Genomic DNA, 24,914 nt, shown 5'->3' with positions numbered 1-24,914 from the left:
CGCTCGTGGCCCGATTGAGGGTCCGACGCTCGCCTGCGCGCGCAGGGTTGCACTTCCGACTGCCCGGCCGCCGCCTTTCAGCGGCGACAGCTTTACTCATAATTCGTGAAACGCGACTGGGGCGGCGGCAATGCCGGCGTTTCCTGATAGCCCGGCACGCTCGCCCGGAACTGGGCGATCAGACCATTATCGATCTTCGAAAAGCCCTTGAGTTCCAGCTGCGCAAGGATCCGCGTGCCGGTGCCCGGCACGCCGCTCGTCTCGACGCCGTTCGCATAGCGCTGGAACGCGATGCCGAGCGTCCAGCAATCCGCGTCATACTGCAGGCCGACGAGGCCGTCGACGACGCGATGCTCGTTGAGGTCGAAGTTGATGCGTCCGACGCCATAGAGGCGGTGTGTCAACGGCCACTGGGCGGACGTCACGAACTGGTTGATCGGCGTGTCGGCGGTCGAGGCGGTCGTGCGCGTGTAGCGGTACGACATATTGATCACCTCGCGCTCAGCCGGGCTCCACGCGAACCCGAGGTTCGAGCGGATCAGCTGCTCAGTGCTCGGATTATATTGGAACGCCAGACCGGTCGCGAAAGTCGGGCCGAGCTTGAACGAGGCACCGAGCAAAAGGTCCGAGTGGTTCGCCGTATCAGGCGTTTCGTCGGGCGTCAGCGTGACGCGCTGCTGCGTGAAGTAGTACTGCTGCGCGATCGTGAAGCGCGCACGTTCGTCGCCCGAATCGGCATTGATAAAGCGGGTCGTGACACCGACGGTCAGCTTGTTTGCATCCGCGATCCGGTCGCCGCCGACAAACGTGTTCTCGGTAAAAATTTCGGCCAGACCAAAGTCCGACTGCGCCGTATCGAACAGCGGCTGGAAGTTCTGGTTCCGGTACGGCGTGTAGACGTAGAAAGCGCGGGGCTCGAGCGTCTGGATGAAATCCATGCCGAACAGCCGGATATTGCGCTCGAAAACAAGGCCGCTATCCAGACTGAAGGTCGGCGTGAAAGAGCGGGGATCCCGCGTCTGACCTGCGGGCGAGCCCGTCGAAAGATAGTCCAGGTTGTACGCGACCGCGTGGGCTTCGAGCTTCGGGATCACAAAGTATCCCGGCCCCATCAACGAGTACTTGATGTACGGGTCAAAGTAGAACCGGTCGCCCTGCGTCATGTCGCTGGTCGTCACGCGGAAGCGCGACGCATCCGCTTCGAACCCGTAGTCGAAGCCGCCGACGTTGTACTTGTCGTACTTGACGTTCAATTGAGGCTCGCGCCCGTACGGCGGCGCCGTATTGGACGGCGGCAGCGTCTGCCAGTGCTGCACACGCGCCAGAATCGACCAGTCGCCCTTGTTGTACGTCAGGCCCGCTTCCTGTTGATACAGCACCTGCGTGCCGTTCGCGTAGACATCCGGTGCCGACAGGTCTTCCGGGTAGCGATCGTCGGACACCTTGTTATAAATCGCGTATAAATTCAGGCCGTCGGCGATCTGCTGATTGTGCTTGAACTCGATCGAGTACCGGTTGGTCTTGGTCTCCAGATCGTGCGGCAAATCGGCAATCGTCAGCTCGCCGGAGTACGTCTGCGCCAGATAGCGATAATCGCCCGTCACCTGCAGGCCGCGTCGCGTCATCAGTCGCGGCGTCACGGTCAAATCGCGGTTCGGCGCAATATTGAAGTAGTACGGCTGCGAATAATCGAAACCCGTGTTCGAACTCAGTGACACAGTCGGCGGCAACAGCCCCGACTGACGGTCGCCGTTCAACGGGAACGTCATATAGGGCGTCGCGAAGATCGGCACGTGCTCGAAGAACAGCACGCCATTGTGTGCGACCCCCTGGTTCGTGCCCGAGTCCAGGTCGACCTGCGTCGCGGACACATACCAGGAGGGATCTTCAGCGCACTGGCACGCGGTGTACGTGCCGTGGTCGATCATCGTGCGTTCGGGGTCGAGCAGATTGACCTGCTTCGCATGACCGCTGCCGCCCGTGTCATTGAAGTGATACGTCGGCGTCAGCATGAAGCCTTCGTTCGCTTCGACCTTCAGGTGCGCCTCGGGCCCGATAAACGTATTACCGTTGTTCACGAGGTGAACGGTGCCATACGCGTCGGCGCGGTCGGTGTCCTGATCGTAATGGAGGTTGTCGCCCTTGATGACGGTCGTCGTGTTGCGGACTTCGGCATTGCCTGTCAGCGAAACGTCCTGGTCCGTCGTTCCCGCGGCATAGTCGGAAATCGTGAATCGCGCCGACTTCTGATCAGGCGGCGGCGTATGCTCTTCGAGCTGAGGCGCGAGCCTGAGGCCCCAGGTCGCGTCGATCGGCGTCGGCTGCGCAGCCTTGCCGACAAGCTGCGCATGGGCGTAATGGGGCGTCCAGCCCGCCGTGGCGACAATCGCCGCAAAAAGCGGCGTGGCGCGCAACGGTGAGCAACGGCGGAAGTTCGTTCGTCGGATCTGTCTCGGCGGCATGAACGCAAGGGTCAGGCTGACCCGGCAACGTGCGCCCCTCGCCGCTGCGGGCAACCACCTCGCGAACGCGCGTCGGGCGGTGCCAGCCGGGAAGCCTTGTGTGGCGGCCCTCAGGCGGAAGCGGAGCAAGCTTGCGCGGGTCGCGCGTAAAAAGTCGTGGGGTATTATATGGCAAGACGTTTTACGGGCGACCGCATCCTGTAATACTCGGCGCCGATCACCGCGTTTCCTTTCTCATATTTTCTTTTTTTCGCGCCGCGCGCCTATTTGAATTCGATGGTTGCCTCCGATTCCCGACTCGACCAGCTGCGCAATTGGCTGGCCGGTCTCGCTTCACCGCGCGGCTTGCAGATCGACACGCTGAACCCCGCATCGGCCGACGCGAGCGCGCGGCGCTACTTTCGTCTGGGCATTGACGCGGCCGGGGCACAGGCGCTCGGACTGCGTGCCCCTGTCGACGCCCCCGACACGGCGTCGGGCGACGCCGGGCCGGCGCAAACCGTGATTGCGGTCGACGCGCCGCCGCCTGAAAAGTGTCGCGAGTTCGTACAGATCGCCGGGCTGCTCGCCGACGCCGGCGTGCACGTGCCGCGCGTCCTCGCTCACGACTTTGACCAGGGTCTGATGCTCGTGTCCGATCTCGGCCGTACCGCCTATATCGACGTCCTCGACCCGAACGAGCCCGCCAGGGCGTTGCCGCTGATGCGCGATGCACTTGCGTCGCTCGTGCGCTGGCAGTGCGCGTCGAAGCCCGGTGTATTGCCGCTGTTCGATGACGCATTCCTCCAGCGAGAGATGAACCTGTTTCCCGAGTGGTATCTGGAACGCCATCTCGGGCACGACGAGGCGCAGCTCGCGAAAGACCGCGCCACGCTCGCGCCGGTCTTCCGTCTGCTCGCCGACAGCGCGCTGAACCAACCCCAGCTCTACATGCTGCGCGACTTCATGCCGCGCAACCTGATGATCGGAGGGCCGAACCCGGGCGTCATCGACTTTCAGGACGCCGTCGAAGGGCCGATCTCGTACGATGTCGCGTCGCTGCTGCGCGACGCGTTTATCAGTTGGGACGAGGAGTTCGAACTCGACTGCTTCGTCTGGTATTGGGAGCAGGCGAAGAAGGCGGGGTTGCCGGTGCGTGCCGATTTCGGCGAGTTCTATCGCGAACTCGAATGGATGGGCCTGCAACGTCACTTGAAGATACTGGGGCTGTTCGCGCGCCTGACGTATCGCGACGGCAAGCCCCGCTACCTCGCCGATATTCCCCGCTTTATCGCGTACGCACGCAAGGTCGCGGTGCGCTATCGCCCGCTCGCACCGCTTGCACGACTGCTCGACGAGATCGAAGGCCAGTCGCCTCAGGTCGGTTACACCTTCTGAGGACGCATGATGAACCCGATTGCAATGATCTTCGCGGCAGGCCGCGGCGAGCGCATGCGCCCGCTGACGGATGCTCACCCGAAGCCCCTGCTCGAAGCAGGCGGCAAACCCTTGATCGTCTGGCAGATCGAAAGCCTGGCCCGCGCGGGCTTCGAAACGATCGTGATCAATCATGCGTGGCTCGGAGAGCAGTATGAGCCCGCACTCGGTGATGGCTCGCGATGGGGCGTCACCTTGCGTTACTCCCCCGAGGGCGACGCGCTTGAAACGGCAGGCGGCATCGCACAGGCCCTGCCGCTACTCGAAGCCGATGGTGAGCCCTGCGCCTTCGTTGCGATTGCCGGCGATCTGTACACCGGGTTCGACTATGCGAGCCTGCGTGAACCTGTCACGCGCCTGACGCGGGCACCCGATCCCGGCATGCATCTGGTCATGGTGCCCAATCCGCTGTTTCACCCGCGCGGCGATTTCGTCCTGCGCGACGACGGCACGCTATGCGCCGACGAGACCCTGCCCCGTCTCACGTTCGGCAGCATCGGCGTCTATGACACACGCATGTTCCGTGACATCCCACGCGGCACGGTGCGCAAGCTCGCGCCCTACTTCGCTCAGACGATCGCTGCGGGCCGGGCGACGGGCCAGCGCTTCGACGGGATCTGGCACAACGTCGGCACCCCCGCCGAGCTCGCGGAAGTCGACGCGCGCTTGCGGGCTTCACCCCCACTTCGCTGAGCACCCTGGCGCTACAATCTCGCCATGAACCTTGCGAATGAACCCGCGGTCGCCGGCCTCGCGCCTGCCGCTACCGACATCCACGCCGGGCGCCGCGCTCGCCTGCTCGATCATCTTGCGCGCACCGGCGGCGTGGCGATCTTACCGACCGCGCCGTCCGCGATCCGTAATCACGACGCGGAATACCCGTACCGGCACGACAGCAGCTTTTACTACCTGAGCGGATTTCCCGAGCCTGAGGCATGGCTGGTGCTCGACGGCACGAACGGTGAAACGACCTTGTTCTGCCGCGAAAAGAATGTCGAGCGCGAAATCTGGGAAGGCTTCCACTACGGACCCGACGCCGCGCGTGAACAGTTCGGTTTCTCGTCGGCATACAGCATCGCGGAACTCGATCTGCGCATGCCGGACATCCTGGCGCACGCTGCATCCGTGCACTACGCACTGGGCACATCGGCCGAGCTCGATGCCCGTGTGCGGACCTGGCTCGACGGCGTGCGCACACGGTCGCGCGTGGGCATCGCGGCGCCCGCGATCGCTCACGACGTTCGCGTGTTCGTCGACGAGATGCGTTTGTTCAAGGACGACCACGAACTCGACATCATGCGGCGCGCAGCGCGCATCTCGGCCGCCGCGCATCGGCGCGCAATGCAGGCGAGCCGCGCGGGCGTTCGGGAATACGAACTTGAAGCCGAACTGCTTTACGAATTCCGGCGGCAGGGCGCGCAGAGCCCTGCCTATGGATCGATCGTCGCAAGCGGTGCGAACGCATGCGTGCTGCACTACCCGGCCGGCAATGCCATTGCGCGCGACGGCGACCTGATCCTGATCGACGCCGCATGCGAACTCGACGGCTATGCGTCGGACATCACGCGCACGTTCCCGGCAAACGGGCGTTTCACTGGCGCTCAACGCGAGTTGTACGCCATCGTTCACGCGGCGCAGCAGGCGGCCATCGATGCAACGCGGCCGGGCGCGAGCTACGACGCGCCTCATGAGGCCGCGGTGCGCGTGCTCGCTCAGGGGATGCTCGACACGCAACTGCTCGATCGCAACGAGCATGGCGGACTCGACGATGTCGTCGAGAAGAAGACCTATCGGCGTTTCTACATGCACAGTACGAGCCACTGGATCGGCATGGACGTGCATGACGTCGGAGACTACTTCGAGCCGCTCGATGCCGCGCCGCGAGGCGACACCCCACGCGCCCGGCGCACCCTCGCGCCACGCATGGCATTGACGATCGAGCCGGGCATCTATGTCCGCGCATCCGACGACGTGCCTGAGGCGTTCCACCATATCGGCATCCGGATCGAAGACGACGCTGTCGTCACGGACTCGGGCTGCGAATTGCTCACGCGCGACGTCCCCGTCGACATCGATGCGATCGAATATCTGATGAAACGATGACGGCTTCGACCCTCGACTGTGATATCGCCATTGTCGGCGCCGGCCCGGTCGGCCTCGCACTGGCAGGCTGGCTTGCGCGGCGCAGCGCCACGGCTCAGCTTTCCGTGATGCTGCTCGATGCGCGCGCGCCGCAGGCCGCGCTGGATGACCCGCGCGCACTGGCGCTGTCGCACGGCAGCCGCGTGCTGCTTGAGCCGATCGGCTGGCCCCGTCAGGCGACGCCGATCGAACGCATTCACGTATCGCAGCGTGGCACGTTCGGCCGGGCGCTGATCGAACACGACGAGCACGATGTGCCGGCGCTCGGTTACGTGGTGCGTTACGGGGCGCTCGTCGGCGCGCTCGCCGACGGGACCGCGCGCCTCGGCATCGACCTGACGCTCGCCAGCGCCACGGCCACGGAACAAGACGACCACGGTGTGACACTCACGCTCGACGCGAATGGCGCAGGCAAAACGCTGAGCGCACGCGTGCTCGTCAATGCCGAGGGCGGGCTCTATCGCGGCAATCGATCCGATGTTCCCAGACTGGCCGAAGGACCTGCTCAGGGCCAGCGGCAGCGCGACTATGGGCAGACAGCCATCGTCGGTGTGGTGACGGTCACTGCACCGCAGCGGCACACGGCGTGGGAACGTTTTACCGCCGCCGGACCGCTTGCGCTGCTGCCGCTCGACACGCACGCCGATCCGTCGCGCTGTGCCTATGCGCTTGTCTGGTGTAGTGAGCCTGATCACGCCCAACGACGGCTCGCGCTCAGCGACGCGGCATTTCTTGCCGAACTCGAAGAGGCCTTCGGCACACGAATGGGGGCCTTCACGTCGATCACGGGCCGCGCGGCGTTTCCGCTGGGTTTGACGGCGCTCACACAAACCGTCGACCGTCGCGTCGTCGCGATCGGGAACGCTGCGCAAACGCTGCATCCCGTGGCCGGACAGGGACTCAATCTCGGACTGCGCGACGCGCATGCGCTCGTCGACAGCATCGCGCGTTTTGGTGCGACACCCGAGGCGCTGCGCGATTTCGCGCAACGGCGCGACTTCGACCGGCGTGTCACGATCGGGCTCACCGACACGATGGCGCGCGCCTTTACGATCGATCTCGGCCCGCTCACTGCGCTGCGCGGTTTCGCGCTGGCCGCACTCGACCTGATGCCTGCGGCAAAGACCGCGCTCGCCCGCCACATGATGTTCGGACAACGGCGCTAGCGCATAGGACATCGCGCGCTGCACCGCAAGGTTATTTCATGCGGTCACAGATTTAACATCCTGCCTCTTCAGGCTCGGTTTTGTTTGCCTGTAAAATACGCACTTTTCCACGCCGCCGTGACCCTCAAGACCTGGTCGCGCGCGTTTGCTGCCATGCCTTCGATCGGCCGTCACACCTTGCGAAACAATCTGTTCGTCGCCCCTATGGCCGGCGTAACGGATCGTCCTTTCCGCCAGCTTTGCAAGTCGCTTGGCGCGGGTTATGCCGTCTCCGAAATGGTGGCGTCGAACGCCCAGCTCTGGAAAAGCGAAAAAACCATGCGGCGCGCGAACCACACGGGCGAGGTCGAACCGATCGCCGTGCAGATCGCGGGTGCCGATCCGGCCATGATGGCCGAGGCCGCGCGATACAACGTCGATCACGGCGCGCAGATCATCGACATCAACATGGGATGTCCGGCCAAAAAGGTCTGCAATGTCGCCGCGGGGTCGGCGCTTTTGCAGAATGAGGCACTCGTCAAACAGATCGTCGAGGCGGTGGTCGGCGCGGTGGGCACGGGACCCGATGCCGTCCCTGTGACGTTGAAGATCCGCACGGGCTGGAATCACGAAAACCGCAATGCCTTGCGCATTGCGCATATCGCGCAGGAAGCCGGCATTTCGATGCTGACCGTACACGGCCGCACGCGTGCGGACCTGTACCACGGGTCGGCCGAGTACGACACGATCGCCGCGGTCAAGCGCTCGGTGTCGATTCCGGTTGTCGCGAACGGCGATGTCACGTCGCCGCAAAAGGCGCAATACGTGCTCGAGCAAACCGGCGCGGATGCGTTGATGATTGGCCGGGCCGCGCAGGGGCGCCCGTGGCTGTTTCGCGAGATCGAGCATTTTCTCGCCACGGGCGAGCTGTTGCCGCCGCCGCGCATCGATGAAATCCGGGGGGTGATGAATCACCACCTCGAAGATCACTATGCGTTCTATGGCGAATTTACTGGCGTGAGAACGGCGCGCAAGCACATCGGCTGGTACACTCGCGGCCTTTCCGGCGCACAGGGGTTCCGCCACCGGATGAATACGCTGGATTCCACCCGCGAGCAGCTTGCCGCCGTCAATGCGTTTTTCGACGAGCAGGCACAGTTCTCGGACCGTCTCGTCTACACCGAAGAAGCCGAGCCGGGCGACGCGGAAGGCGGCCCCGACAAACTCGATCGACTAGCAGCATGAGCAAGAACAATATCGAACAATCCGTGCGCGACAGCCTCGGCATGTATTTCCAGGACCTCGATGGGTCGCGTCCGCACGACATCTACGAAATGGTGATCTCGATCGTCGAGAAGCCGATGCTCGAACTCGTGCTCGAACATGCGAACGGCAATCAGTCGCTCGCCGCCGAATATCTCGGCATCAACCGCAATACCTTGCGCAAGAAACTCCAGCAGCACGGACTGCTGTGACCCGGCGCGCGAGCCGGCCGCCCTCACCTTTGCCTTCCCCATCGCCATGATCAAGCAAGCGCTTCTCTCCGTTTCCGACAAGTCGGGCATCGTCGATTTCGCCAAGGCACTCTCCGCGCTCGGCGTCTCGCTCCTTTCCACGGGCGGCACCGCCAAACTGCTTGCCGAGGCGGGCCTGAAGGTGACCGAAGTCGCCGACTACACGGGCTTTCCGGAGATGCTCGACGGACGCGTCAAGACCTTGCATCCGAAGGTGCACGGCGGCATCCTCGCGCGCCGCGACTTGCCCGAGCACATGGCCAAGCTCGAAGAACACGGTATTCCGACGATCGACCTGATGGTCGTCAATCTGTACCCGTTCCGTGAGACGGTGGCGAAGGACGATTGCACGCTTGAAGATGCGATCGAAAATATCGACATTGGCGGCCCGACGATGCTGCGCTCGGCGGCGAAGAATCATCGCGACGTCACGGTGATCGTCGATCCGGCCGACTACGCCGTCGTGCTCGATGAAATGCGCGCGAATGGCAACACGGTCGGCTACCCGACGAATTTCCGCCTTGCGACGAAGGTGTTCAAGCACACGGCGCAATACGACGGCGCGATCACGAACTATCTGACGAGCCTTGGCGAAGACCTCTCGCATCAGAACCGCAATCCGTATCCGGCGACGCTGAACCTCGCATTCGAGAAGGTGCAGGATCTGCGCTATGGCGAGAACCCCCACCAGAAGGCTGCGTTCTACCGCGATATCGTCGTGCCGTCGGGCTCGCTCGCGAACTACACGCAGCTTCAGGGCAAGGAGCTCTCGTACAACAACATCGCCGATGCCGATGCGGCTTGGGAATGTGTGAAGACGTTCGTCGGCCCTGCGTGCGTGATCATCAAGCATGCCAATCCGTGCGGTGTCGCGCTCGGCGCACACGCGCTCGAAGCCTATGAGAAGGCCTTCAAGACGGACCCGACATCGGCTTTCGGCGGCATCATCGCGTTCAACGTCGAAGTCGACGAGGCCGCTGCACAGGCCGTCGCGAAGCAGTTCGTCGAAGTGCTGCTCGCACCGTCGTTCAGCGCTGGTGCGAAGGCTGTTTTCGCAGCGAAGCAAAACGTACGTCTGCTCGAGATTCCGCTGACGCAAGCCGATCGTGACATTCACAATCCGTTCGACCTCAAGCGTGTCGGCGGCGGCTTGCTCGTGCAATCGGCCGATGCAAAGAATGTACAGAAGAACGAACTTCAGGTCGTGACCAAGCGTCACCCGACTCCGAAGGAAATGGAAGACCTGCTGTTTGCGTGGCGCGTCGCGAAGTTCGTCAAGTCGAACGCGATCGTGTTCTGCGCGGGCGGCATGACGCTCGGCGTCGGCGCAGGTCAGATGAGCCGTGTCGACTCGGCGCGCATCGCAGGCATCAAGGCGACGAACGCCGGCCTCTCGCTCAACGGTTCGGCCGTGGCGTCGGATGCGTTCTTCCCGTTCCGCGACGGCCTCGACGTCGTCGTCAACGCCGGCGCGACCTGTGTGATTCAGCCGGGTGGCTCGGTGCGCGACGACGAAGTGATCGCTGCCGCCGACGAACACAATATCGCGATGGTGCTCACGGGCACGCGTCACTTCCGTCATTGACCGGAGTGCGCCGGACGCGCGTTGCATAGCGGGCGTCCGGCAGTCCGTCACCCCCATCTTCCACTCCGCCCTTATCGAGAGCCGCCGACCGTGCGTATCCTCGGGATCGACCCTGGCCTGCGCGTCACCGGGTTCGGCGTCATCGACAAACACGGGCATGCGCTCAGCTACGTCGCATCGGGCGTGATCCGTACGCCCGATGGTGATCTCGCGACGCGCCTCGGCACGATCTTCACCGGCATCACGACGTTGATCGCCGAGCATCGGCCCGATCAGGCGTCGATCGAAAAAGTCTTCGTCAACGTCAATCCGCAATCGACGCTGTTACTCGGTCAGGCGCGCGGCGCGGCCATCACTGGTCTCGTTGCCGGCGGCTTGCCCGTCGCCGAGTACACAGCGCTCCAACTCAAGCAAGCGGTTGTCGGGACGGGTCGGGCGACCAAGGCTCAAGTGCAGGATATGGTGGTCCGCCTGCTGTCACTGTCCGGCACACCGACAACGGATGCCGCCGATGCGCTCGGCGTGGCGATCTGCCATGCGCATGCGAACAACGCGATCGCGGCAATTGGTACGCTCGCGCCCGGGCTTGCGAAAAAGGGCTATCGCGTACGACGCGGACGGCTGGTCGGTTAGACGCGCGCGAGCCGCAACACCGGTGTGCGGACGAACGACGCGTCGATGCCGGTGCCCTATGCGGCAGCCATCGGATACACTCGGCGCTACTCGTTTCGTTCAGCCTTTCTCTTTCTTGCTGAGTTGCCATGATCGGTCGCATTGCGGGCGTCTTGCTCGAAAAAAATCCCCCTCATCTGCTCGTCGACTGCAACGGCGTCGGATACGAAATCGATGTGCCAATGAGCACGTTCTACAACCTGCCTTCGACGGGTGAGCGCGTGGTGCTGCTGACGCAGCAGATCGTGCGCGAGGATGCGCATCAGTTGTTCGGCTTCGGCACCGGCGAGGAGCGTGCGGCGTTCCGCGAGTTGCTCAAGATCTCGGGGATTGGCGCGCGCATGGCGCTGTCCGTGCTGTCGGGGATGAGCGTCGCCGAACTCGCGCAGACTGTCACGCTGCAGGATGCGGCGCGACTGACGCGCGTGCCGGGGATCGGCAAGAAAACGGCTGAACGCCTCTTGCTCGAACTCAAGGGCAAGCTCGGCGCGGATCTCGGCGCTGCGGCGGCGACGGTATCGGCCTCCGATCATGCATCCGACATCCTCAATGCGCTGCTCGCACTCGGCTACTCCGAAAAGGAAGCGCTCACCGCGATCAAGAGCGTTCCGGCAGGCACCGGCGTGTCAGAAGGCATCAAACTCGCACTGAAGGCGTTGTCGAAGGGCTAAGGGGTCGCCGTGGTCCGTGACCCAAACGCACCCGATTTCCCTGCGAGCAGCGCTGTACAATCGTTGCCATGATTGAATCCGACAAGCTCACTGGCGAGCGCGTGATCGCCGCCACCCCGGTCTCTCCGAACGAGGAAGCGTTCGAACGCGCACTGCGGCCCAAGGTGCTCGACGAATATGTCGGGCAGGAAAAGGTCCGCAATCAGCTCGAGATCTTCATCCAGGCGGCGCGCAAGCGCTCGGAAGCGCTCGACCACGTGCTGCTCTTCGGTCCGCCGGGACTCGGCAAAACGACGCTCGCGCATATCATCGCGCGCGAAATGGGCGTGAACCTGCGTCAGACATCGGGCCCCGTGCTCGAGCGCGCGGGCGACCTCGCCGCGCTGCTGACCAACCTCGAAGCCAACGATGTGCTGTTTATCGACGAGATTCACCGGCTTTCGCCGGTCGTCGAAGAAATTCTGTACCCGGCGCTCGAGGATTATCAGATCGACATCATGATCGGCGAAGGGCCGGCGGCGCGCAGCGTGAAGCTCGACCTCCAGCCGTTCACGCTCGTCGGCGCGACGACGCGTGCCGGCATGCTGACGAACCCGCTGCGCGACCGTTTCGGCATCGTTGCGCGCCTGGAGTTCTACAACGCGACGGAACTCACGCGCATCGTTTTGCGCTCGGCGGATCTGCTCGGTGCAACGATCGCTGAAGACGGCGCGTTCGAAATCGCAAAGCGCTCGCGCGGCACGCCGCGGATCGCCAATCGACTGCTTCGCCGCGTGCGCGACTACGCTGAAGTACGGGCGGACGGAAAGATCAGTGCAGCCGTTGCGGATGCGGCATTGCGCATGCTCGATGTCGACGGCGTGGGGTTCGATCTGATGGACCGCAAGCTGCTCGAGGCCATTCTGCACAAGTTCGACGGCGGTCCCGTCGGTGTCGACAATCTGGCCGCCGCGATCGGCGAAGAGCGAGACACCATTGAAGATGTGCTTGAGCCTTACCTGATCCAGCAAGGGTTCTTGCAACGCACGCCTCGCGGCCGGGTCGCGACGTTGCTCGCCTATCGGCATTTCGGGCTGGCAGCGCCCGACGCCGGTCCGATCAAGGATCTTTGGGACGCGGCAGGGCAGGATTAACCGAAACTCAGAGAATGCGCGTATCCGGTACGCGCTCAGGACGCGTATCGTCTTGCGCCGCGTCATCCGAATGCAAGTGCGCCACGTCACCCCAATGCACCATGCGTACGCCCGCTTGTTCGAACGCAAACACGTTGACGCTGGCATTCAGCAAGAGATAGTCGCGCTTGTGCTGCAGCGGCAGTGATTGCGCGTGACGGCGCGCATTGTCGAGCACACCACCGTGCGCGACTACCACGACACGCTCGCCGGGGTGCTTCGATGCGATCGCGCGCAACGCCGTCACGACCCGATCATGAAACATCTGCTGCGACTCGCCCGGACCCGGTCGAAACTCGGGATCGCGTGTCTGCCAATGCGCATATTCTTCGGGAAAACGGGCGGCGATTTCTTCCGGGCTCATCCCTTCAAACAACCCGTAGTTGCGCTCGCGTACGCTCGCATCCAGGACCGGTGTCAGGCCCAACGCCTTCGCGAGGGGCGCCGCGGTTTGCTGCGCCCGAATCAGATCGCTCGAATACACCGCCGCGATGGGCTTGGCGGCATACGACGCGATGCCGTCGGCATCGGCCAATGCAGCGATGAGCGGATCGGATTCAGTGGATTCGGTGGACCCGATGGATTCCGTCGATTCGGCATGTGCCGTGGAATGGCCGGTTCCTGTCGGGACTTGAGCCGATCGAACGAGCCGCTCAAATCGCTCGCCCAGGTCATCGGCCTGGCGCAGCCCGACCTCATTGAGCGGAATATCGGTGAACCCCTGAATGCGCTTGATCGCATTCCAGGACGTCTCGCCGTGACGGATCAGAATCAGTGTCGTTGTCATGCCGCGCTCCGGGCGGAAGCACGCTCGGAGCGCGCGTGAAGCCAAAAGGTCACAGGACCATCGTTGACCAGCGAGACCTGCATATAGGCGCCGAACGATCCCGTTTCGACAATCGGGTGCTGGCTGCGTGTCGTGGCGACAAAATGATCGAACAACACACGCCCGAGTTCGGGCGGCGCTGCAGGCGTGAAGCTCGGGCGCGATCCGCTCGACGTGTCCGCCGCCAGCGTGAACTGGGGCACCAGCAACACGCCGCCCGCCTGATCCGCGCCATCGAGACTGCGCACGCTGCGGTTCATCTTCTGCGCGCCGTCTTCAAACACACGGTAGTTCAGCATCTTCGAGACGAGGCGCTCGGCCGTTGCTTCGTCATCGTCGCGCTCGGCGCAGACCAATGCGAGCAGTCCCGCACCGATCGAGCCGATCACCTGGCCCTCCACCGTGACGTCGGCGCGTTTGACTCGCTGGATCAATGCAATCATCGAAAACGTCTCGCGTCGGCAAGTGGCAATTGGCTTGCCACTGCGTGAAAGAGGGAGCGTTCGCGCGGCCGCTGCGAAGGCGCTCGTTGCGGCCCGCCAGGTTCGAGACGGTTCCTTGCTTCAGGCCGTCAACGTGACACGCGCGAACTTGCGCTTGCCGACTTGCACGACAAACGTGCCGGCGTCGACTTTGAGGCCCTTGTCGGAGATCTGCGTGCCGTCAATGCGCACGCCGCCCTGCTCGACGTTACGCAGTGCTTCGCTCGTCGAGGGCGCGAGGCCCGCTTGCTTGAGCAAGGCACCGATCGCCAGCGGCGCGCCGCTGAGGCTGATCTCGGGAATGTCGTCCGGAATGCCACCCTTCGCCCGCTTGTCGAACGCCTCGAGCGCACGCTCGGCATCGGCTGCCGAATGGAATCGCGTGACGATTTCCTGGCCCAGCATGACCTTGAAATCGCGCGGGTTGCGGCCGGCTTCCGCCTCACGCTTGAAACCCGCAATTTCATCCATGGCGCGGAACGACAGCAGCTCGAAGTAGCGCCACATCAGCACGTCGGAAATGCTCATCAGCTTGCCGAACATGTCCTCCGGCTTGTCTTTGATGCCGACGTAGTTGTTCTTCGACTTCGACATCTTGTCGACGCCGTCGAGCCCTTCGAGCAGCGGCATCGTCAGAATGCACTGCTGCTCCTGCCCGTATTGCTTTTGCAGTTCACGGCCGACGAGCAGATTGAACTTCTGATCGGTGCCGCCGAGCTCGAGGTCGGATTCGAGTGCGACCGAGTCGTAGCCCTGCATCAGCGGGTAAAGAAATTCGTGGACCGAAATGGGCACGCCACCCTGGTAGCGCTTCGTGAAGTCGTCGCGCTCGAGCATGCGCGCCACGGTGTAGCGCGAAGCCAGCTTGATCATGCCATCGGCACCAAGCGGCAGCGACCACTCACTGTTGTAGCGGATTTCGGTCTTCTCGGCGTCGAGCACCATGCTCGCCTGCTCGAAGTAGGTCTTCGCGTTGTCTTCGATCTGTTCGCGCGTGAGCGGCGGGCGAGTGACGTTACGACCCGACGGGTCGCCGATCAGCGATGTGAAGTCGCCGATCAGGAAGATCACGTGGTGACCGAGGTCCTGAAGCTGGCGCATCTTGTTGAGCACGACCGTGTGGCCGATATGGATATCGGGCGACGTCGGATCGAGACCCAGCTTGATGCGCAACGGCTTGCCCGTTGCGGCGCTACGCGCGAGTTTCTGCGCAAACTCTTCTTCGATCAGCAGTTCGTCGCAGCCGCGCTTCGCAACAGCCAGCGCGTGACGGACTTCATCGGTCAGAGGGTAGACGGGATTCGGAGATTGCGGACTCGACATGCTGGATCGACTGAATGGATTTGGGAATTGTCCGAAGCCTCGCGCGAAAGCCCGTCGATATACTGGGCCGGATCTGCGGACGGCGGTCGGCGCAGCCCTGCTCGGGCTGCCGGGCGTCGGTGCGACAAGGGGTCGCGCAACGCAAGGTTCAGCGCTGGATTTTACGTGATGTCGCTGATTGACCGAGATTTTTTTGGCCTGAAGGTGCTCGGGCTGCTGCTGTGCGCGGCCCTGCTGGCCCAGTGGTGTTCGCCAGAACCGTCGGCGCCGCCGGCGCGTCAGCCTGCGCGCTCGCAAAGCGAGGCCCGGGCGAGGCACAATGGCGGCGACGAACCGCCCGATCACCCACCTCAGACGCAGGAGCGCCGATGACCCGGCAGATCTACTTTGGCCTTATGTCCGGCACGAGCATGGATGGCGTCGACGGCCTCGCCGTCGATTTGTCGGACCCCGCCCACCCGTGCGTTCTCGGCGAGGCATTCGTCGATTTTCCCGACGACCTGCGCGTCCTGCTGCATCGCTTGCAGGCGCCCGGCGCGGACGAGATCCACCACGAGGCGCTCGCCGCGAACGCCCTGGCGGAACGCTATGCACAAGTGTGCCGCCAGCTCCTGACCGACAACGGCCTCGAGCCGTCGCAAGTCACTGCGATCGGCGTGCACGGACAAACCATCCGGCATCGGCCGGAACTGGGCTTTACCTGGCAATCCAACAATCCGGCGTTGATCGCCGAGCTCACCGGCATAGACGTCATCGCGGACTTCCGCAGCCGGGATATCGCCGCCGGGGGGCACGGTGCGCCGCTAGCACCCGCGTTTCATGCCACGATGTTCGGCGCCCCGGGTGTGACCCGTGTGGTCTGCAATATCGGCGGTATCAGCAATATCACCGTGCTGAGCGCCGATGGCTCGGTCACCGGCTTCGATTGCGGTCCGGGCAATGCGCTGATGGATTACTGGGTGCAGCAGCACCGCGGCACCGCGTACGACGAGGGCGGGGCATTTGCTGCGAGCGGGACCGTCGACGAAGCCTTGCTCGACGCGCTGCTCGAAGATCCTTATTTCGTGGCGGCGCCGCCGAAAAGTACGGGTCGCGATTTGTTCAATCCCGACTGGCTCGCACAGCGCCTCGGTGACGTCGCCGTGCTGCCGGAACCTGCGGACGTGCAAGCAACGCTGGCGGCGCTGACTGCCGAGACCATTGCGAGCGATATCGCCCGCCATGCGCCGGCGTGCGAGGCCGTCTACGTGTGTGGAGGCGGCGCGTACAACCTGACGTTGATGTCGATGCTCGATGAGGCCTTGAACCGTCGAGGCCTGCGCGCCGAGGTCCAGTCGACGGCGGCGCTGGGCGTTCCGCCTCACCATGTCGAGGCCTTCGCGTTTGCCTGGCTCGCCTACCGGTTTGTTCACCGTGAACCGGGCAATCTCGTGGCCGTGACCGGCGCTCGCGGACCTCGCGTGCTCGGCGCACTGTATCCGCGATAGACGTAAAAAAAGCGCCTCGGAAGAGGCGCTTTTTTCGTCGAGTACGAACTCGTCGCTTTCTGGCTCGTCGCTTTCGTCGCAGATGCGACGGGCCGGGTCAAGCGACCGACGCGGTCACCCCGCAGGCGTCACGCGTCGCGTTCGATGGACTCTCGCCGCCTTTCCGGTCTTAAACCGAGAACGACGATCCGCAACCGCACGTCGTGGTTGCATTCGGATTCTTGATCACGAACTGCGCACCGTTGATGTCGTCCTTGTAGTCGATCTCGGCGCCAACCAGGTACTGGTAGCTCATCGAGTCGATCAGCAGCTGGACGCCGGCCTTCGTCATGACGGTGTCGTCTTCGTTGACTTCTTCGTCAAACGTAAAGCCGTACTGGAAGCCCGAGCAACCGCCACCCTGCACGAACACGCGCAGCTTGAGCGCCGGGTTGCCTTCTTCGTCGATCAGCTGCTTGACCTTGTCAGCGGCGCTATCGGTGAAGACGAGCGGTGCCGGCATTTCAGCGATGCCGGTATCGGTAACTGCATTCATAAACTTCTCCCAAGGAGTTTGGGGTCGATTGTAGGGTTTGGGCTCGATTGTAGTCCTTATCGCAACGTCATGTCGGCAAAGGGGTTTTTCAAGCCCTTGGCCTTCCGCGACTCGAAAAATCTTCGATGCGCAGACGTGCCGGTTTCAGCAGCTCGAATTCCGGAAGTATCGTCGGGTGCAGGCATGCGCCGTACCCGCCCGCGCCAGAATCCGCTGAGGCAGCACGCTTCCAGAGCGTTGCAACAACCCTACAGATAAGGATCTGTAAAAGATCCGGACAAAGAAAAAGCCGCAAGCGGAGTGCCTGCGGCTTTTTGCTTTCGCACATGGAGCCCGGAAAAACGCCAGACTCCATGGCATCGAAGCCGATTAACGCTTCGAGAATTGCTTCCTGCGACGTGCCTTGTGGAAGCCGACCTTCTTACGTTCGACTTCACGCGCATCACGCGTCACGAAGCCGGCGTTCGACAGTTGCGACTTCAGCGTTGCGTCGTAGTCCATCAGCGCACGGGTGATGCCGTGACGAACTGCACCAGCCTGGCCGGTTTCGCCGCCGCCCGACACGTTGACCTTGATGTCGAACGTCGAAGCGTGCTGCGTGAGTTCCAGCGGTTGGCGCACGATCATCAGCGACGTTTCGCGCGAGAAGTAGTCAGCGATGGGCTTACCGTTGACGGTGATTTCGCCCTTGCCAGCCTTGATGAACACACGTGCGACCGCGCTCTTGCGGCGGCCCGTGCCATAGTTCCAGTTACCGATCACAGTGAGGCTCCCTTAGATCTCGAGCGCCTTCGGCTGTTGAGCCGAGTGCGGGTGAGTTGCGTCAGCGTAGACCTTGAGCTTCTTGATCATGGCGTAGCCGAGCGGGCCCTTCGGCAGCATGCCCTTCACTGCCTTCTCGAGCGCACGGCCCGGGAAGCGTTCCTGCATCTTGCCAAACGTCGTTTCGTAGATACCGCCCGGGTAACCCGAGTGACGGTAGTACTTCTTGTCCGTCGTCTTGTTGCCGGTCACCTTGAGCTTTCCAGCATTGATGACAACGATGAAATCGCCCGTATCGACGTGCGGGGTGAATTCAGGCTTGTGTTTGCCGCGAAGACGGCGTGCCACTTCGCTGGCGACACGGCCGAGAACCTTATCCGTCGCGTCAATCACGTACCATTCGCGCTGCACTTCATGTGCCTTGGCGGAAAAAGTCTTCATGATCGATCCAAATTAAGTCGGTGCCCTGCTTGCTTCCTGCTTGTTGGTGGCCGTCGGCTCAACGTCTGTACCCCGGCTCCGCACACCTTCACATTCACATCAACGGCATGGCCATCGACTGCTGAATCCAATGGGGCGGGGCTTTGGGCTGCGTCGCGCTCGCGATCCGCGCAGGCTCTCCCTGAATCTTTTTCCGCGGGCATTTGCGGAAAACCGTGGATTCTAAAGGAAATTTGCCTGTCCCGGCAAGCTGAAACTGCTTGCACACGAGGATTCGGGGCAAAAAAAAGCCCGAACGCGATGTTCGGGCGTAATCCACCTTTGGAGGAGGGTGGAGGAGACAAGCGGAGGTGGCGATTGCTCGCCAACCAATGAGACGCAGTATAAGGACTAATGTTGTGCAATGCAAGAGAACCTGCATTACGAAATCGCATTTCATATTGAGAAAAAAGAATAACGAATACTCCGATCTTGCGATGCTTATATGAATCAATCATTTGGATCGAATGACTGCGAATGCACTGCGCTGCACGCACTGATATATCGCGAAAAAGCGAGGGATATCCCGCACTGCAGCGAGATGGTGCGATGCCGCAATTCTCAATTTGCGCGAGATTTGCATGCCCCCGCTACAATGCCTCCCTGGACTTCAATGAGGCACAAGCATGGAATGCAAGATCAGCTGGATGGGCAAGGACGGCATGTCGTTCGCGGCCGAAACGGGCAGCGGACATCTCGTCAATATGGATGGTGCGCCTGAAGGCGGTGGCCGCAATCTCGCCCCGCGGCCGATGGAAATGGTGCTGCTCGGCACGGGCGGCTGCACGGCGTATGACGTCGTGATGATCGCCAAGAAGAGCCGTCAGGACATTCGCGGCTGCACGGTGGCGCTGAAGGCGGATCGCGCATCGGAAGACCCGAAGGTCTTCACGAAGATCCACTTCCACTTCACGGTGACGGGCCGCAACCTGAACCCTGCGACGATCGAACGTGCGATCAACCTCTCGCACGACAAATATTGCTCGGCGTCGATCATGATGGCCAAAACGGCCGAACTGACGCACTCGTTCGAAATCGTCGAAGATTGAGACTTCTGGAATAAGTGGGCAAAGTGGGTCGATAAGCCGGATTCTGTGCACACGCCGTTTCCAACGCACGTGGCAGTCATTCCTCTAGGCGCGCCATTGCTGGCGCGCTCAAGCTTCCTACCCGCAGACGAACGGGGGCCCCGTCCTGCGCCCGAAGGCGCGCGCCTGCCTATTTGGAATTGCTCCGGGTGGAGGTTACCGTGCCGTCTACGTCACCGCAGACGCGGTGCGCTCTTACCGCACCGTTTCACCCTTACCTGATCCGCGAGCTTGCGCCCGCGGCCATCGGCGGTCTGTTCTCTGTTGCCCTGTTCCGCGTGTCACCACGGATGGCCGTTAGCCATCACCCTGCCCTATGGAGTCCGGACTTTCCTCCCCCTCCTGACGGAGGCGGCGACTGCCTGACCCACTTTGCGGACGCGAGTTTAGCACGGGCACCTGCCCGACTTCGTCGCCAGGGACGCGACCGGACAACGGACATACCCACGCCAGCTCACAGCCGGCCGCGCGCCCAGCCTCGTTGCAAGGTCAACTCAGGACGCTCGACTCAGGCGAGCTTCCACGCAATCGATTCGCCGGCACGCAGCGGCACGACCACGCCGTCGCCCATCGGCAACTCGGCGGGCAGCGACCAGGCTTCCCGGCGCAACGTCGCCAGCTCATTGCTGCGCGGCAGGCGATAGAAATCGGGGCCGAAGAAGCTTGCGAAGCCTTCAAGCTTGTCGAGTGCGCCTGCCTTGTCGAACGCCTCTGTGTACAGTTCGAGCGCGTGCAACGCGGTGTAGCAGCCTGCGCAGCCACACGCGTGCTCCTTCGTGCCCTTCTCGTGCGGCGCACTGTCGGTGCCGAGGAAATATCGCGGATTGCCGGACGTCGCGGCTTCGACGAGCGCGACGCGGTGCGTCTCGCGCTTGAGCACCGGCAGGCAGTAGTAGTGCGGACGGATGCCGCCCTGAAAAATCGCGTTGCGGTTGTAGAGCAGGTGGTGCGCCGTAATCGTCGCGCCGAGCTGCCCCGGTGCGGCTTCGGCGTCACGCACGTAGTGAGCCGCATCCGCGGTGGTGATGTGCTCAAACACGATGCGCAGCGCAGGATAGTCCCGGCGCAGCGGAATCATGACCTTGTCGATAAAGACCTTCTCGCGGTCGAACAGGTCGATCGCCGAATCGGTGACTTCGCCGTGCACGAGCAGCGGCAGACCCAGCTCCTGCATCGCTTCGAGCGCGCCCTTGCACTTTGCAAGGTCCGTCACGCCCGCGTCGGAGTTCGTGGTCGCGCCCGCCGGATACAGCTTCACGCCATGCACAAAGCCCGATTCCACCGCGCGGCGGATTTCGTCGGCCGGTGTGTTGTCGGTCAGATACAGCGTCATCAGCGGCTCGAACCGCATGCCGGCCGGCAGCGCCGCCAGAATGCGGTCGCGGTACGCGGCAGCGGCCGCGACCGTCGTGACCGGCGGCTTGAGGTTGGGCATGACAATCGCGCGGCCGAACTGGCGCGCGGTATGCGGCAGCACGGCGGCCAGTGTCGCGCCGTCTCGCAGGTGAAGATGCCAGTCGTCGGGACGGGCGATCTTCAGTTCGTTGATCGGCGCAGCGGTGGACTGCGAGGAAGGTGTTGCCGCCGAAGCGGCCGTATTCAAGATCGTGCTCATCGAATTCTGTCGGGTGCTATGCTCGGACAAAATCGCATTTTACCGACCTGACCCGGACTTGCCGCGCAATGCGGACGATTCACCCATGTGCCAACTGCTAGGAATGAACTGCGCGACGCCGACCGACGTGACTTTTTCGTTCACGGGGTTCGCCAAACGCGGCGGCGTCACCGACCATCACGCCGACGGCTGGGGGATCGCGTTCTTCGAAGACAAGGCGTGCCGCCTGTTCATCGATCATGAATCGTCCGCGACATCACCGATCGCGGAGCTCGTCAAAAAGTATCCGATCAAGTCGAAGAACACGATCGCGCATATTCGCAAGGCGACGCAAGGACGCATCCTGCTCGAGAACTGCCATCCGTTTCAGCGTGAACTCTGGGGCCGTCACTGGATCTTCGCGCACAACGGTGACCTGCAGAAAGACCCGCTGGCTGAGGCCTTGGCGGAAGGCTCGGTCGTCGAAGATACAACCGAAGTCGTCGTGCAGCCGACGCAGTTCAAGCCGGCGCTGACAGGGGTCTTCCAGCCGGTCGGCACCACGGATAGCGAGTACGCGTTCTGCGCGATTCTCGAAGGCCTGCGCGAGCGATTCCCGACCGCGCAACCGCCCTTGCCCGAACTGTTCGATGCGATCCGCGATTTGACGCTCGAGATCTCGCGTCACGGGGTCTTCAACTTCCTGATGTCGAACGGGCAAGCGCTCTTCGTGCACTGCTCGACACACCTGCACTACCTGGTGCGGCAATGGCCGTTCTCGACCGCCCATCTGATCGATGAAGACATGACCGTCGACTTCGCGAACTACACGACGCCCGACGATCGTGTCGCGGTGATCGCGACACAGCCGCTGACCGACAACGAAGTGTGGACGCGCCTTCAGCCCGGCGACTTCATGATGTTTCAGGACGGCGAGCCGGTCATGACGGCCAACCTGCCGGTACCGGACGCCGTCCGTGTCAAAGCGGCGCAATCGCCGTGCGCCGCGGGAACGATCGATATACAACGCACAACGGAATCTTGAGGTTGATTCGATCGTGCCGCGCTGTCAGCGGACACGACACGTGTCCACTACCCAGCGCAACGACGATCAGGGATACAGCCCGCGCACGTCGCGCGCGGTCAGGATCCGGGTACACGCGACGATAAACGCCGCCGTGCGCACCGATACCTTCTTTTCCTGCGACACGAGCCAGACCGCCGAGAAGGCTTCACGCATCACACGCTCGAGCCGCTCGTTGATCTCGTCTTCAGTCCAGAAGAAACTCGAGAAGTCCTGAACCCATTCGAAGTACGACACGGTCACGCCGCCCGCATTCGCGACCACATCGGGAATCACGAGAATGTTGTTCGCGCGCAGGATGTCGTCGGCCTCAGGTGTCGTCGGACCGTTTGCGCCTTCGACCACGATCTTCGTCTTGATCTTCGGCGCATTCTTCGCGGTGATCTGCCCTTCGAGTGCGGCCGGGATCAGGAACTCCGTTTCGATCGACCAGAAGTCTTCATCGGCAATCTTCTCTGCCCCCTGAAAACCGCCGACGCCACCGAATTCCGCGACGTGCTTGCTCAGAGCCGCGACGTCGATACCACCGAGATTCATGATCGTGCCCGTATGGTCCTGCACCGTCACGACCCTTGCACCGCCTTCGACAAACAAATGCGCTGCCGTGCCGCCCACATTGCCGAAGCCCTGCACCGCGATTCGCGCGCCTTCGACTTCGAGACCGGTCTGGCGGGCCGCTTCACACGCGACCACGTAGACGCCGCGCCCCGTGGCTTCACGTCGACCCAGGCTGCCGCCGAGCGAGACCGGCTTGCCCGTCACCACGCCCGTGGCCGAGTGCCCGAGGTTCATCGAATACGTGTCCATCATCCACGCCATCACCTGGTCATTGGTGTTGACGTCCGGAGCCGGGATATCGCTGTTCGGTCCGATGATGACGTTGATCTCGCTCGTATAACGCCGTGTCATGCGCTCGAGTTCGCTGCGAGACAAGGTGCGCGGATCGACCCGGATGCCGCCCTTGGCACCGCCGTACGGCACATTGACGGCCGCGTTCTTGATCGACATCCACGCGGAAAGCGCCATGACTTCCGACAGCGTCACATCCTGGTGATAGCGCAGGCCGCCCTTGCCGGGACCGCGCGAAGTGTTGTGCTGAACGCGATAGCCTTCGAAGTGGCGCACGGTGCCGTCGTCGAGATGAATCGGGACGTCGACGACGAGAATGCGCTTCGGACGCTTCAACGTCTCGACCCACCGTTGAAGGTGACTCTCGAGGTACGGGGTCACCCGATCGACTTGCTGGAGGTAGATGCCCCACGGGCCCAGTTCTTCGGCTCGCAGGTAGGACGGCAACGCGTGTTGTTGTTCGGTGGACATTCGGTTCTCCGGGATATCGGAACAGGCCGCACGCGAATCGCTGCGCTGCGTGGCCTGCTGCTCGCTTAAACCGTCGGAGGAGTCCGGCGCCTGCATCAGTGCAGCGGGCACGGGGTGCGCTGCATTGCCGCAAACGTCGTTCCGGCGACTGACCGCATTGTGAGAACCCCGGCCTGCCAAGGCCAATGCCGTTTCTACATATCGCTATGTCGGTTCGGCATGAGGTTCCGCCTGCGATGTTGCCACTTGCCGCCAGAGCGTGCCAACCAGCGCGCGCCGGCTTTCGTCGGCAGGCACGGCGAGCTTGTCGCGATACAGACGGATCTCCATCGTCAACGAGAGTTCGCCTCTTGAGTCGAGCGGTACGAGCCTGCCGGACGTCACCGCGTCGGCAGCAGCGCTATGCGGCAGGAAGGCGACGCCGTGGCCGGCGAGCGCCATCGCCTTAAGCCCTTCGGCCATATCCGTCTCGTAGACCTTGTCGAGATAGATCGGCGCCGGCGCTTTGCTCAGAAGGATCTGAGTCATGCGGCCGAGGTACGCGTTGGGCGTATAAGAGAGATAAGGCGTCGGTTCGCCGGCGCTGCCCGGCAGGCTGAAGATCGGAGATCCGTCCGCATGCGCAGCGGAGAACGGCGCGACGCGTTCCGACCCGATGACGACCGATTCATACCGTGCCGGATCAAGCGGCCGCGGCTGACCCGGATGGTGATAGCCCATCACAAGATCGACACCGCCTTCGACGAGCATCAGCACGGCGTCGTGCACATTGAGCGCGCGCAGACGCGTGCGCAGCCGGCCGATCTTGCGCTCGACATCCGACAGCCATTGCGGAAAAAACGTCAGCGCGAGTGTATGCGGCACCGCGAATTCGATCGTTGCGGCCGGTGTGCCCTCCTGGCTCCGCAATAACGCGCGCGCCTCATGCGCTTGCGTCAGGATCGTCAATGCTTGCGCGTGAAAGACTTCGCCGCTTTGCGTCAGCCGCGTCGGAAACGACGACCGGTCGATCAGCTCGGTGCCGACCCACGCTTCAAGCGCCTGAATGCGTCGCGAAAAGGCAGGCTGTGTGACATGCCGCAACGCGGCGGAGCGGCTGAAGCTCCGCGTTTCAGCGAGCGAGACGAAGTCCTCGAGCCATTTCAGTTCCATGG

General features: G+C 62.9%; 24 protein-coding genes and 1 other RNA gene. 14 read left to right on the top strand and 11 right to left on the bottom strand.

Annotation, left to right across the window (positions count from 1 at the left end):
* Positions 1–92: 92 nt before the first annotated feature.
* Entirely contained in the window at positions 93–2,462 is a 2,370-nt protein-coding gene (locus ACMFWR_RS04030) for an LPS-assembly protein LptD (protein WP_413193736.1), read from the bottom strand.
* A 276-nt stretch (positions 2,463–2,738) separates the two neighbouring features.
* Between ACMFWR_RS04030 and ACMFWR_RS04025 the strand changes: the two genes are divergently transcribed.
* The 10 genes from ACMFWR_RS04025 to ruvB all read left to right on the top strand — a co-directional run bounded on the left by ACMFWR_RS04025 (position 2,739) and on the right by ruvB (position 12,740).
* On the top strand, positions 2,739–3,839 hold the full coding sequence (locus ACMFWR_RS04025) for an aminoglycoside phosphotransferase family protein (protein WP_413193735.1): 1,101 nt from the start codon (positions 2,739–2,741) through the stop codon (positions 3,837–3,839).
* Positions 3,840–3,845: 6 nt separating this feature from the next.
* Positions 3,846–4,571: an N-acetylmuramate alpha-1-phosphate uridylyltransferase MurU gene (murU, locus tag ACMFWR_RS04020; protein ID WP_413193734.1), complete on the top strand. Its 726-nt coding sequence runs from the start codon at positions 3,846–3,848 to the stop codon at positions 4,569–4,571.
* Positions 4,572–4,595: 24 nt separating this feature from the next.
* Positions 4,596–5,981: an aminopeptidase P N-terminal domain-containing protein gene (locus tag ACMFWR_RS04015; RefSeq protein WP_413193733.1), complete on the top strand. Its 1,386-nt coding sequence runs from the start codon at positions 4,596–4,598 to the stop codon at positions 5,979–5,981.
* A complete protein-coding gene (locus ACMFWR_RS04010) occupies positions 5,978–7,186 on the top strand; it encodes a UbiH/UbiF/VisC/COQ6 family ubiquinone biosynthesis hydroxylase (RefSeq protein ID WP_413193732.1) in 1,209 nt (402 codons plus the stop codon). The genes ACMFWR_RS04015 and ACMFWR_RS04010 overlap by 4 nt, the downstream gene beginning before the upstream one ends.
* Positions 7,187–7,339: 153 nt before the next feature.
* Positions 7,340–8,410 (top strand): tRNA dihydrouridine synthase DusB, encoded by a 1,071-nt coding sequence (gene dusB / locus ACMFWR_RS04005; protein ID WP_413194773.1) that lies wholly within the window; start codon positions 7,340–7,342, stop codon positions 8,408–8,410.
* Positions 8,407–8,640, top strand: a complete 234-nt coding sequence (locus ACMFWR_RS04000; RefSeq protein WP_121083339.1) for a Fis family transcriptional regulator — start codon at positions 8,407–8,409, stop codon at positions 8,638–8,640. The genes dusB and ACMFWR_RS04000 overlap by 4 nt, the downstream gene beginning before the upstream one ends.
* Before the next feature lie 46 nt (positions 8,641–8,686).
* Positions 8,687–10,264, top strand: a complete 1,578-nt coding sequence (gene purH, locus ACMFWR_RS03995) for a bifunctional phosphoribosylaminoimidazolecarboxamide formyltransferase/IMP cyclohydrolase (RefSeq protein WP_413193731.1) — start codon at positions 8,687–8,689, stop codon at positions 10,262–10,264.
* 90 nt (positions 10,265–10,354) lie between these two features.
* On the top strand, positions 10,355–10,897 hold the full coding sequence (gene ruvC / locus ACMFWR_RS03990) for a crossover junction endodeoxyribonuclease RuvC (protein ID WP_413193730.1): 543 nt from the start codon (positions 10,355–10,357) through the stop codon (positions 10,895–10,897).
* A gap of 128 nt (positions 10,898–11,025) precedes the next feature.
* Complete coding sequence (ruvA, locus tag ACMFWR_RS03985) at positions 11,026–11,607, top strand: Holliday junction branch migration protein RuvA (protein WP_413193729.1); 582 nt, start codon at positions 11,026–11,028, stop codon at positions 11,605–11,607.
* 68 nt (positions 11,608–11,675) lie between these two features.
* Positions 11,676–12,740 carry a Holliday junction branch migration DNA helicase RuvB gene (gene ruvB, locus ACMFWR_RS03980; RefSeq protein WP_413193728.1) on the top strand — a complete coding sequence of 355 codons (1,065 nt, stop codon included), beginning with the start codon at positions 11,676–11,678 and terminating at the stop codon, positions 12,738–12,740.
* Between the two features lie 7 nt (positions 12,741–12,747).
* Here ruvB and ACMFWR_RS03975 read toward each other — a convergent pair whose 3' ends face one another.
* The 3 genes from ACMFWR_RS03975 to tyrS all read right to left on the bottom strand — a co-directional run bounded on the left by ACMFWR_RS03975 (position 12,748) and on the right by tyrS (position 15,410).
* On the bottom strand, positions 12,748–13,566 hold the full coding sequence (locus ACMFWR_RS03975; RefSeq protein ID WP_413193727.1) for a histidine phosphatase family protein: 819 nt from the start codon (positions 13,564–13,566) through the stop codon (positions 12,748–12,750).
* Positions 13,563–14,048, bottom strand: a complete 486-nt coding sequence (dtd, locus tag ACMFWR_RS03970; protein ID WP_413193726.1) for a D-aminoacyl-tRNA deacylase — start codon at positions 14,046–14,048, stop codon at positions 13,563–13,565. Before dtd ends, ACMFWR_RS03975 begins: the two co-directional genes overlap by 4 nt.
* A gap of 120 nt (positions 14,049–14,168) precedes the next feature.
* Positions 14,169–15,410 carry a tyrosine--tRNA ligase gene (tyrS, locus tag ACMFWR_RS03965; protein WP_413193725.1) on the bottom strand — a complete coding sequence of 414 codons (1,242 nt, stop codon included), beginning with the start codon at positions 15,408–15,410 and terminating at the stop codon, positions 14,169–14,171.
* A 168-nt stretch (positions 15,411–15,578) separates the two neighbouring features.
* On the opposite strand from tyrS, the gene ACMFWR_RS03960 reads away from it, so the two are divergent.
* Together ACMFWR_RS03960 and ACMFWR_RS03955 are read left to right on the top strand one after the other, a co-directional pair.
* A complete protein-coding gene (locus ACMFWR_RS03960) occupies positions 15,579–15,782 on the top strand; it encodes a hypothetical protein (RefSeq protein ID WP_413193724.1) in 204 nt (67 codons plus the stop codon).
* Positions 15,779–16,897, top strand: coding sequence for an anhydro-N-acetylmuramic acid kinase (locus ACMFWR_RS03955; RefSeq protein ID WP_413193723.1), 1,119 nt, complete (start codon positions 15,779–15,781; stop codon positions 16,895–16,897). The genes ACMFWR_RS03960 and ACMFWR_RS03955 overlap by 4 nt, the downstream gene beginning before the upstream one ends.
* Positions 16,898–17,066: 169 nt before the next feature.
* Here ACMFWR_RS03955 and erpA read toward each other — a convergent pair whose 3' ends face one another.
* The 3 genes from erpA to rplM all read right to left on the bottom strand — a co-directional run bounded on the left by erpA (position 17,067) and on the right by rplM (position 18,635).
* Complete coding sequence (gene erpA, locus ACMFWR_RS03950; protein ID WP_413193722.1) at positions 17,067–17,432, bottom strand: iron-sulfur cluster insertion protein ErpA; 366 nt, start codon at positions 17,430–17,432, stop codon at positions 17,067–17,069.
* Between the two features lie 369 nt (positions 17,433–17,801).
* Entirely contained in the window at positions 17,802–18,194 is a 393-nt protein-coding gene (rpsI, locus tag ACMFWR_RS03945; protein WP_413193721.1) for a 30S ribosomal protein S9, read from the bottom strand.
* A 12-nt stretch (positions 18,195–18,206) separates the two neighbouring features.
* Positions 18,207–18,635 (bottom strand): 50S ribosomal protein L13, encoded by a 429-nt coding sequence (gene rplM / locus ACMFWR_RS03940; protein WP_121083317.1) that lies wholly within the window; start codon positions 18,633–18,635, stop codon positions 18,207–18,209.
* A 665-nt stretch (positions 18,636–19,300) separates the two neighbouring features.
* Here rplM and ACMFWR_RS03935 point away from each other — a divergent pair.
* Positions 19,301–19,723 (top strand): OsmC family protein, encoded by a 423-nt coding sequence (locus ACMFWR_RS03935; protein ID WP_413193720.1) that lies wholly within the window; start codon positions 19,301–19,303, stop codon positions 19,721–19,723.
* Positions 19,724–19,739: 16 nt separating this feature from the next.
* Here the strand turns inward: ACMFWR_RS03935 and rnpB are convergent.
* Both rnpB and pyrC read right to left on the bottom strand, forming a co-directional pair.
* Positions 19,740–20,136, bottom strand: an RNA gene (gene rnpB / locus ACMFWR_RS03930) — RNase P RNA component class A.
* Between the two features lie 134 nt (positions 20,137–20,270).
* Positions 20,271–21,377 (bottom strand): dihydroorotase, encoded by a 1,107-nt coding sequence (pyrC, locus tag ACMFWR_RS03925; protein ID WP_413193719.1) that lies wholly within the window; start codon positions 21,375–21,377, stop codon positions 20,271–20,273.
* An 85-nt stretch (positions 21,378–21,462) separates the two neighbouring features.
* On the opposite strand from pyrC, the gene ACMFWR_RS03920 reads away from it, so the two are divergent.
* Entirely contained in the window at positions 21,463–22,401 is a 939-nt protein-coding gene (locus tag ACMFWR_RS03920) for a class II glutamine amidotransferase (RefSeq protein WP_413193718.1), read from the top strand.
* A gap of 66 nt (positions 22,402–22,467) precedes the next feature.
* On the opposite strand, the gene ACMFWR_RS03915 is transcribed toward ACMFWR_RS03920, so the two are convergent.
* Together ACMFWR_RS03915 and ACMFWR_RS03910 are read right to left on the bottom strand one after the other, a co-directional pair.
* Positions 22,468–23,760: a Glu/Leu/Phe/Val family dehydrogenase gene (locus tag ACMFWR_RS03915; protein WP_413193717.1), complete on the bottom strand. Its 1,293-nt coding sequence runs from the start codon at positions 23,758–23,760 to the stop codon at positions 22,468–22,470.
* A 204-nt stretch (positions 23,761–23,964) separates the two neighbouring features.
* Positions 23,965–24,912, bottom strand: a complete 948-nt coding sequence (locus tag ACMFWR_RS03910; RefSeq protein ID WP_413193716.1) for a LysR substrate-binding domain-containing protein — start codon at positions 24,910–24,912, stop codon at positions 23,965–23,967.
* Positions 24,913–24,914: the final 2 nt, after the last annotated feature.

Source organism: Pararobbsia alpina, from assembly GCF_965118125.1.
GTDB classification, from domain to species: domain Bacteria; phylum Pseudomonadota; class Gammaproteobacteria; order Burkholderiales; family Burkholderiaceae; genus Pararobbsia; species Pararobbsia alpina_A.
This window is presented reverse-complemented; position numbering and strand designations above follow the sequence as displayed.

Excerpts from the sequence above, each read along its gene's own strand:
- erpA (WP_413193722.1), bottom strand. The coding sequence starts at position 17,432 with ATGAATGCAGTTACCGATACCGGCATCGCTGAAATGCCGGCACCGCTC.
- purH (WP_413193731.1), top strand. The coding sequence starts at position 8,687 with ATGATCAAGCAAGCGCTTCTCTCCGTTTCCGACAAGTCGGGCATCGTC.
- ACMFWR_RS04000 (WP_121083339.1), top strand. The coding sequence starts at position 8,407 with ATGAGCAAGAACAATATCGAACAATCCGTGCGCGACAGCCTCGGCATG.
- ACMFWR_RS03975 (WP_413193727.1), bottom strand. The coding sequence starts at position 13,566 with ATGACAACGACACTGATTCTGATCCGTCACGGCGAGACGTCCTGGAAT.
- murU (WP_413193734.1), top strand. The coding sequence starts at position 3,846 with ATGATGAACCCGATTGCAATGATCTTCGCGGCAGGCCGCGGCGAGCGC.
- ACMFWR_RS04015 (WP_413193733.1), top strand. The coding sequence starts at position 4,596 with ATGAACCTTGCGAATGAACCCGCGGTCGCCGGCCTCGCGCCTGCCGCT.
- ACMFWR_RS03910 (WP_413193716.1), bottom strand. The coding sequence starts at position 24,912 with ATGGAACTGAAATGGCTCGAGGACTTCGTCTCGCTCGCTGAAACGCGG.
- ACMFWR_RS03915 (WP_413193717.1), bottom strand. The coding sequence starts at position 23,760 with ATGTCCACCGAACAACAACACGCGTTGCCGTCCTACCTGCGAGCCGAA.
- ACMFWR_RS03960 (WP_413193724.1), top strand. The coding sequence starts at position 15,579 with ATGTCGCTGATTGACCGAGATTTTTTTGGCCTGAAGGTGCTCGGGCTG.
- rplM (WP_121083317.1), bottom strand. The coding sequence starts at position 18,635 with ATGAAGACTTTTTCCGCCAAGGCACATGAAGTGCAGCGCGAATGGTAC.
- tyrS (WP_413193725.1), bottom strand. The coding sequence starts at position 15,410 with ATGTCGAGTCCGCAATCTCCGAATCCCGTCTACCCTCTGACCGATGAA.
- ACMFWR_RS03955 (WP_413193723.1), top strand. The coding sequence starts at position 15,779 with ATGACCCGGCAGATCTACTTTGGCCTTATGTCCGGCACGAGCATGGAT.
- dusB (WP_413194773.1), top strand. The coding sequence starts at position 7,340 with ATGCCTTCGATCGGCCGTCACACCTTGCGAAACAATCTGTTCGTCGCC.
- ACMFWR_RS03920 (WP_413193718.1), top strand. The coding sequence starts at position 21,463 with ATGTGCCAACTGCTAGGAATGAACTGCGCGACGCCGACCGACGTGACT.
- ACMFWR_RS04010 (WP_413193732.1), top strand. The coding sequence starts at position 5,978 with ATGACGGCTTCGACCCTCGACTGTGATATCGCCATTGTCGGCGCCGGC.
- dtd (WP_413193726.1), bottom strand. The coding sequence starts at position 14,048 with ATGATTGCATTGATCCAGCGAGTCAAACGCGCCGACGTCACGGTGGAG.
- pyrC (WP_413193719.1), bottom strand. The coding sequence starts at position 21,377 with ATGAGCACGATCTTGAATACGGCCGCTTCGGCGGCAACACCTTCCTCG.
- ruvA (WP_413193729.1), top strand. The coding sequence starts at position 11,026 with ATGATCGGTCGCATTGCGGGCGTCTTGCTCGAAAAAAATCCCCCTCAT.
- ACMFWR_RS04030 (WP_413193736.1), bottom strand. The coding sequence starts at position 2,462 with ATGCCGCCGAGACAGATCCGACGAACGAACTTCCGCCGTTGCTCACCG.
- ruvB (WP_413193728.1), top strand. The coding sequence starts at position 11,676 with ATGATTGAATCCGACAAGCTCACTGGCGAGCGCGTGATCGCCGCCACC.
- ACMFWR_RS04025 (WP_413193735.1), top strand. The coding sequence starts at position 2,739 with ATGGTTGCCTCCGATTCCCGACTCGACCAGCTGCGCAATTGGCTGGCC.
- ACMFWR_RS03935 (WP_413193720.1), top strand. The coding sequence starts at position 19,301 with ATGGAATGCAAGATCAGCTGGATGGGCAAGGACGGCATGTCGTTCGCG.